General features: G+C 68.3%; 12 protein-coding genes. 3 read left to right on the forward strand and 9 right to left on the reverse strand.

Features of this window, described 5'->3' with window-relative positions; genetic code table 11:
- Position 1: 1 nt before the first annotated feature.
- Positions 2-322 (forward strand): cytochrome C oxidase subunit IV family protein, encoded by a 321-nt coding sequence (locus QHF83_RS32010; protein WP_282421793.1) that lies wholly within the window; start codon positions 2-4, stop codon positions 320-322.
- A 10-nt stretch (positions 323-332) separates the two neighbouring features.
- On the opposite strand, the gene QHF83_RS32015 is transcribed toward QHF83_RS32010, so the two are convergent.
- Complete coding sequence (locus tag QHF83_RS32015; RefSeq protein WP_282421794.1) at positions 333-1070, reverse strand: hypothetical protein; 738 nt, start codon at positions 1068-1070, stop codon at positions 333-335.
- A gap of 136 nt (positions 1071-1206) precedes the next feature.
- Positions 1207-2997, reverse strand: coding sequence for a hypothetical protein (locus tag QHF83_RS32020; protein WP_282421795.1), 1791 nt, complete (start codon positions 2995-2997; stop codon positions 1207-1209).
- 109 nt (positions 2998-3106) lie between these two features.
- On the opposite strand from QHF83_RS32020, the gene QHF83_RS32025 reads away from it, so the two are divergent.
- On the forward strand, positions 3107-3712 hold the full coding sequence (locus QHF83_RS32025; RefSeq protein WP_282421796.1) for a hypothetical protein: 606 nt from the start codon (positions 3107-3109) through the stop codon (positions 3710-3712).
- On the opposite strand, the gene QHF83_RS32030 is transcribed toward QHF83_RS32025, so the two are convergent.
- The 7 genes from QHF83_RS32030 to QHF83_RS32060 form a co-directional block, all read right to left on the reverse strand.
- The gene (locus QHF83_RS32030) at positions 3683-4363 is read right to left on the reverse strand and encodes a hypothetical protein (RefSeq protein ID WP_282421797.1); all 681 of its coding nucleotides are present in this window, start codon (positions 4361-4363) and stop codon (positions 3683-3685) included. The two genes, QHF83_RS32025 and QHF83_RS32030, sit on opposite strands and share 30 nt — an antisense overlap.
- A 57-nt stretch (positions 4364-4420) precedes the next feature.
- A complete protein-coding gene (locus tag QHF83_RS32035) occupies positions 4421-4999 on the reverse strand; it encodes a hypothetical protein (protein ID WP_282421798.1) in 579 nt (192 codons plus the stop codon).
- A gap of 114 nt (positions 5000-5113) precedes the next feature.
- A complete protein-coding gene (locus QHF83_RS32040; protein WP_282421799.1) occupies positions 5114-5698 on the reverse strand; it encodes a hypothetical protein in 585 nt (194 codons plus the stop codon).
- Between the two features lie 419 nt (positions 5699-6117).
- Entirely contained in the window at positions 6118-7194 is a 1077-nt protein-coding gene (locus QHF83_RS32045) for a site-specific DNA-methyltransferase (protein WP_282421800.1), read from the reverse strand.
- A gap of 61 nt (positions 7195-7255) precedes the next feature.
- Complete coding sequence (locus QHF83_RS32050; protein WP_282421801.1) at positions 7256-9532, reverse strand: TonB-dependent receptor; 2277 nt, start codon at positions 9530-9532, stop codon at positions 7256-7258.
- A complete protein-coding gene (locus QHF83_RS32055; protein ID WP_282421802.1) occupies positions 9517-10941 on the reverse strand; it encodes an HTTM domain-containing protein in 1425 nt (474 codons plus the stop codon). The genes QHF83_RS32050 and QHF83_RS32055 overlap by 16 nt, the downstream gene beginning before the upstream one ends.
- Entirely contained in the window at positions 10934-12247 is a 1314-nt protein-coding gene (locus QHF83_RS32060) for an imelysin family protein (RefSeq protein WP_282421803.1), read from the reverse strand. The genes QHF83_RS32055 and QHF83_RS32060 overlap by 8 nt, the downstream gene beginning before the upstream one ends.
- 388 nt (positions 12248-12635) lie before the next feature.
- Here QHF83_RS32060 and QHF83_RS32065 point away from each other — a divergent pair.
- A partial coding sequence (locus QHF83_RS32065) for a hypothetical protein (protein WP_282421804.1) occupies positions 12636-12879 on the forward strand: 244 nt, incomplete at its 3' end.

A 12879-nucleotide genomic window follows, 5' to 3' on the forward strand; every position in this document is an offset into this window, starting at 1 on the left:
CATGATCAGCGCGCACGTCACCACACCCAAGCTCATCGGCTCGTGGATCGCCCTGCTCGTGCTGACGTTCCTGTCGTTCGGGATCTCGCTCCTCGGCCTCGGCGAGGCGGAGCTCTTCATTGCGCTCTCGATCTCGGTCGTGAAGACGTTCGTCGTGCTGTTCATCTTCATGCACCTCGTCGAGCAGCGCTTCGCGAACAGGCTCATCGTCATTCTGACGTTTCTGTTCATCGCGTTGCTCGTCGCGCTCACGGTCGCCGATCCCCTGACCCGCAAGACGTTCCCGCCGAGGCCCGACCCCGCCGCGAACCCCTATCCGTGAGCCGCGGAATTCATTCCTCGGCCCGCGTCCAGCGCGGCGCTTCTCCGTCCGCGGGCAAACGCGGCAGGATCTCCTGCGGGTGGAACGCCGCCTTGTAACGCAAGGACGGGCAGCCCGCGACGCGATATCCGAGATAGACCCAAGGTTTGCCCTGCCTCTGGGCGATCTCCACGAGCGCGAGCACGTTGCCCACGCCGGGCGAGCGCCAGGCATAGGCGGGGTCGTAAAAACAATACACCGCGCTCCAGGCGCGTGGCGTCTCGTCGCAGATGCCGATCGCCACGAGGCGCCCGCCGGCCTCGTCGTCGTAATACGCGACCTCGCGCGCGGACGGGTGCGGAAATGCGAATTGATAGAAATAATCGCGCGAGGTCAGCTTGCCCGGCGTCCATTCCCGCGCGCTCTCCCGGTCGGCGTGCCAGGTGTGATACAGCGCGATCCGATCCGCGTCGACGCGCGGCGGCCCGACCACGACACGAAATTCCGCGCCGCGATTGCGCGCGCGGCGCTGGCTGCGGCTCGGCTTGAACTCGCTCGCGAGGATACGCGTCGGGACACACTCGGCGCAGGACGGGCACACGGGGCGGAAGTAATCGGGGCCGAAGCGACGGACGCCTCGCTCGAGCAGGGTGTCGAGCTCCTCGGGATCGACGTCGAGCAGGATGTGATGTTCGAGCGACGCGCGCTCCGGCGGGATGTACGAGCAGGCGCGCGGGGGTTCGACGATGTGCTGGATCAGGCGGGCCATGGACGCGATCGGGCTCGGCTGCAGTGTCGCACGGACGGATAGCGCTTCACCAGAGGCCGCTCACGCGAGAACGCAGAACAGTTCGCCTGGCCGAGAGGGGGACGCTAGGCGTCCCCCTCGGGACCGACCGGCTGCTTTATTGGGTGCACTTTTCGTCGGGCACGTCCTTGCGCCGCGACCAGCCACGGCCGCTCGCAGAGGGCCCGGCAGGCCGGTATTTCGCCGTGATCCGGTCGTCACCCCGCTGCACGACGATCGTCACCGGCACGTCGCTCCGCCCCGCCGAGGTCAAGCCCTCGACGAGCTCGTCGCCCTCGCGCAAGCCCGCCTTCGCCGCGGGTCCGTCCGGACGAACCCCCACGAGCACGGGCGGGGTCTTCGCGCGCGTCGCGACCTCGTCGAAGCCGAGGTCGTATCGCTCGTAGCGCCGCGTTTCCCTGCGGAAACAAGGGCCGAGCGCGCTGTCGGGCAGATCGAGCTTGCCCCCGCGCTCGATCGCCTCGGCGAAGACGTCGGCCTCGGCCGGGCCGATCTCGGCCGTGAGGGCAGAGATCCACGCCGAGACGGGCAGCGGCCCGCGTCGCTCCTTGGCCTTCGCGTAGAGCGCGCGCAGGACCTCCTGGAGGCTCTTCTGGCCGCCGCTCTTCGCCCGGATCGCCGCGTCGACGTGCAGCGCGTAGAGCGCCCCGCGCGCGACGAGCAGCGGCACGACGCCGGGCTCGCGGAAGCTCTTCGCGAGCGCCGCGTTCCCCTCCTTGGCGCGGGGCGACGTCGCGATCACGGACTCGAGCCCGTTCACCTCGTCGGCCACTTCGAGCGGCGTGACGAGGCCGAACCGAAAGAGCATGTCCCGCGCGAGGTGACGCACGACGCCCTCGGCGAACCACGCGCCTTCGGCCTGTCGCGCGGGATCTTCGGGCCCGATCCAGAGCCGCTCGCCGACCCATGCGCGGAGCATCTCCACCGAGGTCGCGATGCGCAGCGGGCCGGACCAGGGTTCGCCCACGGCGACGTGCAGGAGCACGCTGCGCGTGCGTCGCGCCGCGACGAACCGGCCGACGGGGCCGGGCTCGGGCACGATGAGGAACGTCTGCGGGATCGGGCTGCGCTCGCCGAAGAGCTCGCCTGCGGCGGTGCGGAACGCGGCCGTGTCCGCGGAGACGGGGCGCGGATCGAAGGCCGTGTAGCCGAACCACGCGGCCTCGTCGTGCCCCTCGAGCGTGTCGAAGACGGCCGTGCCCATGCGGCCCGTGACCATCACCGCGCCGCGCAGCTCGTCCGCGGTCGCGTTCACCTCGCGCGACGCGCCGATGCCGAAGCTCGTGGCCGCGCCGCTCACGGATGCGCCGCTCTCCAGCGTACCGTAGGGGCTCAAATCGATTTCGAGCTTCACGGCGAGGCGCAGATCCCGCGCGGCGTCGGGCAGGAGGAGCGCGTCGCCGGTGACCTCGAGCCGGTCGGGATCCGAGAGCAGGAGAGGTAGTTTTCCCGGCGTCACGCGCGACTCGACGCTGTACGCGAGGCGAAGCTCGCCCTCGGGGGCGCGCGAGAGCTCGATCGTGACGTGATCGGGGTGCGGGTCCTGGCGCGCGTCGATCGGCCCGCGCGCGTCGCGCGCTTCCTTCATTCGAAAGGCCTTCGGATCCGGCGTGCGTATCGAGAACGCGCGGCCCGGGAACGCATCGGCGCCGCGGAACGCGAGCGTCACGTCGATCGCGGCCGCCGAGGGGACGGGGCGGATCGTGACGTCGAGGCCGGGTCCTTCGCGGGTCGTGGAAGCCGCCGGTGACGCGGGGATGGGTTTGGCGCCGGAGGTTTTCGCGCTCTCGTTCGTGGGCTCGGGGCAGCGGGAAGGCGCGTTCGGCGGAGGCGTCGTGCAAGCGGCGGCGGCGAGGACGAGCGCGAGGACGAACGACCGGGAGCGCATAGGGGGACGCGAGAATACGGGTTTTCCCCTGGGTTGACGAGGGGCGGCCGGCGCGGCGCGTGCCCCGGGCTTTTGCCCGGCGAGGAGCTGTGCGATAGTCGTCTCGCGCATGGCCCAGACGAAAACGGATGCACTCCCCCTCGGCGCGGCGGTCGTGATGCTTCTCCTGCCGCAGCGGCCTCCGCTCTTGCTCGTGGATCGGATCGAGGGGTATTCACGCGCGCCCCGCCCCACGCTGCACGCGTCGCGCGCGGTGAGCGTGAACGAGCCGTTTTTCTCGGCCGAGCTCCCGACGCCGCCCATGCTGCCGCGGGCGCTCGCGCTCGAGGGCATCGTGCAGGCGGCGAACATCCTGCAGATCTTCGTGGCCGTGCAGCGCGAGCTCGAAGCAATCGGCCGACACGCCGCCGAGCTCGTGTCGGCGCTGCGCAACGCGGACGTCGGATACCGCCTCGAAACCGGCTTCACGCCGGGCCTCGGCGAGGACATCCTGGCCGCGATCACGATGTCGGGCCCCGCGCGCACGGGCTCGATCGGCGCGAGCCAGCTCCGCTTCTTGCGCAACGTCTTCCCGGGCGACGTGCTGAGCTACGAGATCCGGCTCATCCGCGAGGGCGCGGACGTGCAGCATTTCGAGGCCGACGTCGAGGTGCGCGGGCAGACGGTGGCGCAGGGGATGCTTTCGTTATCGAAGGTCGAGGGGCTCCTGCGATGACGAGGGAGGGGCCTCGGGCGGCGCTGCCTGGGTCTCGAGCGCGAACGCGCACTGATCGTTCAGCGATTGCTCCCACGCGGGGAGGAACGCGCCCTCCGTGTACGCGCGGCACTGCTGCCCCTCCGCATCGACGTAGCTCTGCGTGACCTCGGTGAAGGTCGCCTCGCAGCACGACTCGAAGGCCGCGCCGCAAAGGGATGGCGGCTTCCGGGGCAGGTAGTCGGTGACGGACAGGCCATCGAGGGCGATGGAGAGGTGGCAATAGACCTCGGCGCTGATCTCGCCGACGATCTTCCCCTCGCTGCAACAATGAGCGCTGCACTTGGCTGCCATGCCGTGCAGGGTGTCGTAAATGCCCTGGACCGTCCCGGCGTACTCGCAGAGCGCGCGGGGGTTTTTACGCATTCCCCGTGGCGATCGGCGCGCCTTCGCCATCATGCGCTCCGCGACGCGGTCGAGGCGGTCGCAGACGTCGGCTTTCTCGACGGCCTCCCTCGCGATGGCGCGCCCGGGCCCGCGGCCCGCCTCGAAGCCTACCTTCTCCGCGAAGCCCCGGTATTTCGGGGGAACGAAGGGGGGCTCCGCGCGGGCCTCCGGCGCGTGTACGAGGCCGACGATGGACGACGCGAGCATGGCTGCAATGATTTTCATGGGAGATTTTTCCGGAGTTGCAGGAGGGGCGCCGGACGTGTTCGGAGCCGGGGGCGGCTACTCGCCGGTGCAGGCCAGCGAGCGGAACCTGTCCGGGGGATTCGTGCTCATCAGCTCGCCGCAGGTATTCCGCGCCGACTGGTCGAACTGGCGGCGACACTGCATCCGGGCAGCCGCGCCGCAGACGCGGCGGGGACCCGAGGAGAAACGCTCCACCGGAATCGAGAGGCCCCCGAGCGCACAGTACGTATGGGCCGCATAATCGCCCACGGCCCAGTCCTGCTGCAGGACGCAGGTGCGGCAGGAGCTGTCGATCGCCGCGATCGTGTCGTAGTAGCCGTCGTGCATGCCGCTCATGCGGCAAGCGACCATCATGCTCGTGGTCGGAACCGTGGCCTCGGCGAAGGTGCTACGCACGATTTCGCGGAAGTCCCGGAGCTTGCGGCAATTGTTGACCCGGCCCCACGCGCGCTGCAGGAGGCTCTGGCCGTTCTGGTACCCCACCTCGTACATGCGCTGCAACGTCTCGGTTTCGCAGGCCGGGGGCGGCGCCGCGAAGGCAGGATGCGCGCCCGTCGCGACCAGCGAAAGCATCGTGACACCGAAGAACATACCGAATTGTCCGCGCTTCTTCATTTCGTCCTCCCTCACAGACACAGAACCTCGACAAGGGGGCTCGCCCTGCAATCTCGGCGCCGTCTCTGGCTGCGCGAGACCCTCGCGCAGCCAGAGACGGCGCTTCCCGTCCCGCTACTCCGCGGGCGTGTAGAGCGCGATGTTCATCCGGCTCCAGAGCTCCGCCAGCCGTACCTCCGGGCCGTCCGCGGGCGCGAGGGCCCCGATGCTGATCGGAGGCGGCGCGTAGCAGGCGTTGTTCATCTCGGCCCTGTACGAAGCCTCGAACATCCCCCGCGTGTAAGGGCCGCAGCCCGGGTAGCTCTGGGCGGTGGCGAAGAACTCCGTCTGGCAGGTGACCCTCATGTTGATCCCGCAGATCCCGAGGGGCCCTTGAATGAACTCGGGCGCGGGGGCGACGCCGTTCAGCGCGATGGAGATCAAGCAATAAAGCCTCGCCATGACCTCGCCGATCTGCTCGCCGTCCTGGATGCACTGGTTCGTGCAGACATTGTCGATATCGAGGAGCTTCTGGAAGATACCATCGCCGGTGCCGCCGATGCGACAAGCAGCCAGGTTCCCCGAGCCCGGGGGAACGCGGAGCAGATCCAGGGCATCCTCGATGAGGTCGTAGAAAGACTCGAGAGCGAAGCAATCGTTCACGCGATCCCAGGCCCGCTCCGTGAGGCTCCGGCCATTGGCGACCCCCACGTCGTACATCGACCTCGCAGAACCCGTGCTACACGCGGGAGGCCGGGCGAAGGCCGCCGCGGAGCCCAGCGTCAGGCCGATTCCCACCATTGCACCCAGCAGTCCTGAACGGCACTTCATTGCACACCCCCACCTGCTCGCCCTGCGAGCGCTTCGGTCCCTCGTCACGAGGCTCTACGGTCTCGCCACCCGTTCCAGGGCCTTGCCAGCAGATGACGACCCAGCGACCTCTCGCGTGCACTTAAGAGAGGCATCCGTCCCGGTCAACGAGCGGATCTCGAATGTCTCTATCGGGCCGTGTGCGCGGAGACGGATGAGGAAATGGCGTCCTCGACGCCGCGGAAGGGCGTGCGGATCCGTTCAGGAGATTCGAGCTCGCGTCGGGGGCGTGGGACGTCTCCTCGAATCGAGGCGACGTCCGACGCGGCTCAAGCTACCCGCGACCGATTCTCTCGCTCGTCCGCCCTTCCCGCGTCCGTGCGCGCGAGCGGCTTCGGCCTACTCTCCGCGCAATCGACGATTTCCCAATCGATCGCCTCGCCGAACGCGCGCCCGAGCCGCTCCTCGACGACGCGCCTCGACTCGGGGCTCCGGTCGATCCCGAGGAAGCGACGCCCGAGCCGCGTGGCCACGCTGAGGGTCGTCCCCGAGCCGCAGAAAGGATCGAGCACGACGTCTCCCTCGTTGCTGGCGGAGAGAATGACACGTTCGAGGAGCGCCTCGGGCTTCTGCGTCGGATAGCCGAGCCGCTCCTTGCCTTTCGCCGCGATCACGCCGATCTCCCAGACGTCGGAGAGCGGCGGCCCTTTCGTCTCCTCGTCCGAGACGCCCGGCTTCCTGTGCCCGGCCGAGAAATCCGCGCGCTGCTTTTTCGTGCCGAACGTCTTTTTCGTGGACTCCGCGAGCTCTTCGTACCCGTAGAGCGCGTGGAACGTGTGCTCGTTCGAGGTCTCGCGCGTGTAGAAGAGGAGCACGTCGTGCATGCGCTGGAAGCGCCGCGCGCGGGCGGGCCAGCGGCGGTAGCGCCAGATGATCTCGTTGCGGAAGCACTCCGGCCCGAAGACCGCGTCCATCAAGATCTTCAGGTAATGGCTCGCGGTGGGGTCGCAATGCAAGAAGACGCTGCCCGTGGCCCGGAGGACGCGGCGCATTTCGACGAGGCGGGGCGCCATCATGGCGAGGTAGGCCATCATGTCGCACGGGCCGAGGAAGCCGTGGAGGCCCGCGAGTGCGCGCCCGACGGGCTCGCCCTGCGCGACGAGGGCCGCGAGCGCGCGCGCGGCGGGCTCGCCCCAGGACCACGTGTCGTCGAACGCGACCGCGCCGGGCTCGTCCGCCGCGACGCCCGTATAGAGGTGGTACGTCCTTCCGCTTTGAAACGGTGGATCCAGGTAGACCAGATCGACCGAGGCGTCCGGGACGTGCTCCCGCAGGACGTCGAGGTTGTCGCCGACGAAATAGGCGCCGCGGCGCGCGGGCGAAAGGGGCGAGGGTTGGCTCGACATGAGGGGGCGAACGGCTCCTAGCAGGGAGCGCGGGCGCGGGCCAAGATGTCGGCGGGGACGTTCAGAAGTCGACGCGCGCGCCCGCTTGCAGCCAGCGCGGAGCGCCGGGACGGGCGCCATAAGGACGGCGGGAGGCGATGTAGGCGTTGTCGAGCAGGTTCCGTCCGAGCGCGTAGATCGTCAGCCATTTCAGGGGACGGACGTTCACGGAGGCGTCGAGGAGGAAATAATCGTCCGTCGCCGTGCCCTGTGCGGGTTCGCCCTGCGCGGCGAGCTCCCGCATGCGGCTCGTGTACGTGCAGCCCACGTTCACGCCCCAGCGCGGCGTCTCGACGCCGATCGACGCCGCGACCTGGTGCTTCGGGACGTATGGCAGCTCGTCGCCCGCCTCGACGTTGCCGAAGATGGGATCGGACGATTGAAAGGTGTTCGTGAACCGCGCGTCCGTGTAGGTCCAGCTCAATCGGCCGGGGAGCGCGAGGTTTTCGCGCAGCTTGATCTCGCTCTCGGCATACGCCTCGAAGCCGAGCACGCGCGCCTTTCCGCCGTCGGTCTGCTGATCGAGGTTCTCCTGCACGCAGCCCGAGGAGAACGAGCACAGGTTCGTGAGGTTCTTGTAATCGCTGTAGAAGCCGATGATCTCGGCGCGCACGCGCTTTGGCGACCAGCGCACGCCGGCCTCGTAGTTCCAGCTCTTCTCGGGCCGGACGAGGTCATTTTGCCCCGGCGGGACGGGGGAGAAGCCCTGATGCACGCCGAAGAGAAGTCCGAAATCGCGCGGCAATGCGAGGAAGAGGCCGGCGCCGGGAAGGACGACCTGCTGGATGGTCAGGTTTTCCTCGCCCGTGAGGTGATTCTCGAGCACGCTGCGGATCGATTCGAGCCGGGCGCCGGCCGTGAGCGTGAGCGGGCCCCAGGTCGCGGCGTCGGTCGCGTACATCGAGAGGGCGTGGGTGTACGCGTCGTTGTCGGCGGTCGTCTCCGTGGGGCGCCCCTCGGGGATCGGGTTCTTGCCCTCGATCAAGAAGCCGTCCTGGGTATGCAGGCGGCGGATCGAGTCGTAATGGAGGCGGACACCATACTCGATCCGGTGAGAAATCGGGCCCGTCTTGGGGCGCCACGACACGGTGGACTGGAGGCCTTGCGAGACGAACGTCCGGTCGTTCGGCCCGATCATGAGCGTCTCGTCGTCCGTGCTCGGGGAGATGGCGCCCGTGAGGACGCCGTAGTAGAGGGCATTACGCGGATCGGCGGGGTTCGAAAGGACGTCGGCGACCGAGGTGCCGCGGAAGCCATTCACCTTGCGCCAGGCCCGATGCATATCGTGGCGATACGCGGTCGTCGTGACCTCCAGGTTCGGGCGGAAGCGCGCGCGGTGCGTGAGCTGGAATTGCGTGCGGTTCCATTCCATGCGATCGAGCCGGCTCGCCCCGTAACGGCGATACGGCGTCGCCCGGAAATCCGCGTCGGTGAGGCCCAGGTACGTCTCGTTCGAGATTTCGTTCTGATAGCCCACCTTGAACTCGAGCTCGTTCACCACGGAGCCCACGGGATCGAAGGTGTATCGTCCCTTCATCATGACGTCGGTCCGGGCAAACCCGGTGTCGCCGCCCCCGTCGAGCTCCTTGAACCCATTGTTCGCGACGTGCACGGCTTCGAGGAGGACGCCGTACTTCTCGTCGGCGAGCCCTTGTCGCGCGTGCACCTTGCGGGACATGTACTGGCCGAACGAGACGTCGAGCATGCCGCGGCGCTCGGAGGGGATGGCGGCCGTGGTCATGTCGATGGCGCCGCCGACGGTATGCGGGCCATAACTGATCGCCGAGGGGCCCTTCACCACGCGCACCGCATCCATGCGTCCGATGAGCGGGAAGTAATACGCGGCGGGCGCCGAGTAGGGCGCCGGCCCGAGGAGGATGCCGTCCTCCATGATCGTCACCTTTTTGCTTCGATCGGAGACGGCGCCACGAATACCGATGTTCGGGCGCAAGCCGAAGCCATCCTCCTCGCGGACGTAGATGCCGGGGACGCCGAGCAGGATCTTGTGGGGATCGTCGTACTTGAAGCGCTGGAGCTGCTTCGTCGTCACCACGTGCGCCGAGCCGCTCGTCTGCTGGAGACGCGTGCCGACGACCGAGATCTCGATGGGGGGAGGTGGTTCGGCGCTCTTCGCATTCGGATCCTCGGCCGCCGCGTCCGGCGGCGAACCCTCGGGCGGCGGGGCGGCCTCGGGCGGCGGAGGCGGCGGCTCGCCTTGGGTCTGGGCGAATGCCGCGGGCGAGAACGAGAGCAAAAGGAGCGCGGGGAGCGTCGAGCGTCGAATCAGGGGCGATGCCATGCCAGGGACTCGAGGTGAATGGGAGGTGCCGTGGGGACGGGCCGGATCCAGGTGGCCTTGGCGAGCCCGTCGGAGATGGACGCGAGATCGACCGTCGGATCGATGAGCAGGTCCGCCGGACGGCCATTGAGGGACACGGGGGCGTGCGCCCGGACGATCGGGCGCACGCCTTCGCGTGCCTCGAAATCACGAGCGATCTGGTGCGCGAGGCGCAGGATGAGGTCGGGCTGCGTGGAGAAATCGCGCTCCTGGCGGCCGTTCAGGTACTTGCGCGGGGGGACCTCCTGGGTGCGGCCGGTCCGTGGGTCCGTCACGAGATACGTGACGCTCCCGTTTTTCTCGCGGAGCATGACACGCCAGGAAAAACGGAATCCCTGCTCGTGCCAGAGGACGTTGCCCCCATAGAGGTGCGTCCGGAGGGGCCAGAGGAGCTGGAAGGCGCAATAACACGCAGCCACCGCGACGCGCGCGCCGAAGAGCCGGGGGAGGGGCGCGGCGGCGGGCGCGGGCAGGGCAGGGGCGGGCGCGGGGGCGCGGCGGCGGAGGAAATGGCCGAGGTTCCGTGGCCAGCCCGGCGAGAAAAACACGAGCGCCGCGACGACCATGATCGCCGGGAACATGCCGATCGGAAAGAGAAACTTCGTGGCCGCGTGAAAGAGGAGGACGACGGCATATGCGGCGACGCGGGTCCTCGGTATCAGCAGAAAGGCCACGACGGTGAGGTCGAAGAGGCAGCCGGCCCAGCTCATGGCGAAGGCGACCCAGCGTTCGCCGAGCAGCGGGCCGACGATCGGCAGATACGTGCGCGACGAGAGCCAGATGTTGAGCGGCTGCGCGTGGAGGAGCCAATCGCTGTTGACCTTCGCGAGGCCCGCGAAGAAGTAGACGGCGCCGACCTGGACGCGGAGCAGATACGTGCACCACGCCGGCAAGGTCGCGGTCCTTTGCCTGGGGAAGAGCCACGCGTCCACCGAATACGCGCGGTGGAGGGGCATGAAGGAGAGGAGGAGCGCGAGCAGGCTGACGAGGTAGTAATGGTTGAGGTAATTCGTGACGTCGAGGAGCTGGACGTAGGTGAAGCCGAGGAGGAAGAGGACGATCGCGGCGCGATAAAGGAAGCCTACCGCCACGCACGCGCTCACCACGGCGAGCGCCACGAAGAGCGCGTGTATACCCCGCGCGGAGAGCGGCGCGAGCCAGTCGAAACCCCAGTAGGACAGGAAAAACCGGGGTTTTACGAAGAGCTCGTCCACCCAGCCATACGCGAGGAAGCGGAGCGCGCTCACGCAGCCGAGGACACCGAAGCAACATCGGAACGCGGCGAGCGCCGCGGCATCCTCGGGGCGGAGGAGGAGGGACGCGAGCCGCGCGAGGCGGCCCGGGGGGACCGCTTCGGCTCGTTCAGTCATTGTCCCCTTCCACGGCCTGCGGGAGCTCGAGATCGAGCACCGTGACGAACTCGGTCTTGAGGCTGTCCGTGATTCGCTTCACGGCCGCGTGGAGCTTCGTCACGCTCTCGGGATCCTGCGTGATCGCCTCGGCGAGATCGTCGGTCGAGACGGCGTCCGCCGCGGCGATCGCCGCATTCACGTCGGCGCTCATTTTCTCGGCGAGCGCGGTCGCGCCGAGCGCGACGAGCACGTCGTCGAAGCCCACGCCCTCGCCGTCCTTGCAGCCGCTCATCAGCATACGGAAGCCGATCAGGTTGTTTCGCACGTGGGGCCGCGATCGGCGGGCGAAGTGGGATTCCACGGCCTCCGGGCAGGTCGCGTTGGCGCAATCCAGGATGCCGAGGGGGCGCGCGAGCTTCAGGTCCTTCACGTGCGACTCGACATGGAACATCGCGTCGCTCACCGCATTGAGGGCCATCTGCTCCGTCGTGTAGACCGAGCCGCTCTTGCCCGGGTCCCTGAGCTGCGTGGCGAAATCTCCCTCGCCCGGGCGCCAGGCGCCGAGGAGCTTGCCGGCCATCGCGGCGATGCCCGTCGAGACGGACGACGCGTACGCGGCCTTTCGCGAGGCGAGCTCGTCTGCGCCGAGGGCGGCCCACGAGCCGTTGGCGTTGATGCTCGTCGCGGGGCTGCAGGCGTTGTCCGTGCCCGTGTAGAAGAGGAGGTATTCGGCCGCGGCGAGGCCGCGCATGTTGATGAGCGCGGTGGTGCCGAAATCGGGCGCCTCGTACGCCTTCGAAACGATGTTTTGCTCGACGAGGCAGCGGCTCACGAGCGGCCAGGAGTAAATGGTGTCGCGCAGGCCCTGGCCGCCGGGCGTGTTCGTGGGGCCGCCGGGGCCGAACTGGAAGGGCTCGGCGCGTTGCCAGAGGTCGATGGTCTTGACCCACGCGGCCTGCGCCTCGGCGCGGCCCGCGGGGTCGGTTTTCGCGTCGGCGGCCGCCGTGGCGAGCTCCTCTGCGGCTTTCTGCAATGCGTCGAGGAGCTCGAGGTTGCACGTGGCAATGGCGTCGAGCAGCGTCGCGCGGGTCACGGTGCCCATTCCGCCCGTCGGATCACCGCTGCTGCCGCTGGTCGAGGATGAGGCGGACGTGGAGCCAGCATTCGACTCCGGCGGGGGGCGACCCGTCGAGTAAAATGCGATTCGCTCGCAGCCTGCGACGAGGCCGACGGCGAAAATACCCCCGAGGAGCGCGCGCGCGACGCTCCTGCCCTGCAACCACCTCCTGGGAGGCGGAGCGCTCCCCTGCGATTCGTTGTGCATGGACATCCTCTTCACCTTCCCAAGCTTGGTCTCGAGCAGGAAGGCGGATGCTAGCACGCTTGTCGAAGTTGAAAACTACTTTCAAGTTCTCACCGAAACGAGGCGACCTTCTTGGACGGAGTCCGTGGGAGTCGGTTCGTTGGAGCACCAATTGTATGTGAATTGGCGCTCTTTTTAGTTCGTTGCTGCTCCAAGGATCTGTGAAACAGCTCGCATTGCCGCGGAAAGCGCGGCGAGCGGGATGCGATTTGCGGTTGACATGATGCAGACGCTGAACTACCCAACTTTCGTTGTTGAAAATGTCTTTCATTTTCCTTTTCAGGTCGGCCGTGAGGTTGCTGGGCGCGACACCGGACACGGCCGAAAGGAACGTAAGGAGGATCTTCGAATGAACGCGAATACGGGAGCCATCCGCCGCGCGTGGGCGCAAAACACGTACCTCGTTCCCCTCTCGGGCTGCCTGCTTCTCGGCGCGCTCGCGATCGGCTGCGGGGACGACGGCCCGACCAATACGAGCGGCTCGGGAGGCCAAGGCGCGACGGGCGGCACGGGCGGCACGGGCGGCACGGGCGGCGTCGGTGGCACGGGCGGCGTCGGCGGCACGGGCGGCACGGGCGGCACGGGCGGCACGG

The sequence above is a fragment of the Polyangium sp. 15x6 genome (assembly GCF_029960785.1).
In the GTDB taxonomy this organism is placed as follows: domain Bacteria; phylum Myxococcota_A; class Polyangia; order Polyangiales; family Polyangiaceae; genus Polyangium.

Bases quoted from the DNA above. Each gene is read 5' to 3' on its own strand.
- QHF83_RS32010 (WP_282421793.1), top strand. From the start codon at position 2: ATGATCAGCGCGCACGTCACCACACCCAAGCTCATCGGCTCGTGGATC.
- QHF83_RS32015 (WP_282421794.1), bottom strand. From the start codon at position 1,070: ATGGCCCGCCTGATCCAGCACATCGTCGAACCCCCGCGCGCCTGCTCG.
- QHF83_RS32020 (WP_282421795.1), bottom strand. From the start codon at position 2,997: ATGCGCTCCCGGTCGTTCGTCCTCGCGCTCGTCCTCGCCGCCGCCGCT.
- QHF83_RS32025 (WP_282421796.1), top strand. From the start codon at position 3,107: ATGGCCCAGACGAAAACGGATGCACTCCCCCTCGGCGCGGCGGTCGTG.
- QHF83_RS32030 (WP_282421797.1), bottom strand. From the start codon at position 4,363: ATGAAAATCATTGCAGCCATGCTCGCGTCGTCCATCGTCGGCCTCGTA.
- QHF83_RS32035 (WP_282421798.1), bottom strand. From the start codon at position 4,999: ATGAAGAAGCGCGGACAATTCGGTATGTTCTTCGGTGTCACGATGCTT.
- QHF83_RS32040 (WP_282421799.1), bottom strand. From the start codon at position 5,698: ATGTACGACGTGGGGGTCGCCAATGGCCGGAGCCTCACGGAGCGGGCC.
- QHF83_RS32045 (WP_282421800.1), bottom strand. From the start codon at position 7,194: ATGTCGAGCCAACCCTCGCCCCTTTCGCCCGCGCGCCGCGGCGCCTAT.
- QHF83_RS32050 (WP_282421801.1), bottom strand. From the start codon at position 9,532: ATGGCATCGCCCCTGATTCGACGCTCGACGCTCCCCGCGCTCCTTTTG.
- QHF83_RS32055 (WP_282421802.1), bottom strand. From the start codon at position 10,941: ATGACTGAACGAGCCGAAGCGGTCCCCCCGGGCCGCCTCGCGCGGCTC.
- QHF83_RS32060 (WP_282421803.1), bottom strand. From the start codon at position 12,247: ATGCACAACGAATCGCAGGGGAGCGCTCCGCCTCCCAGGAGGTGGTTG.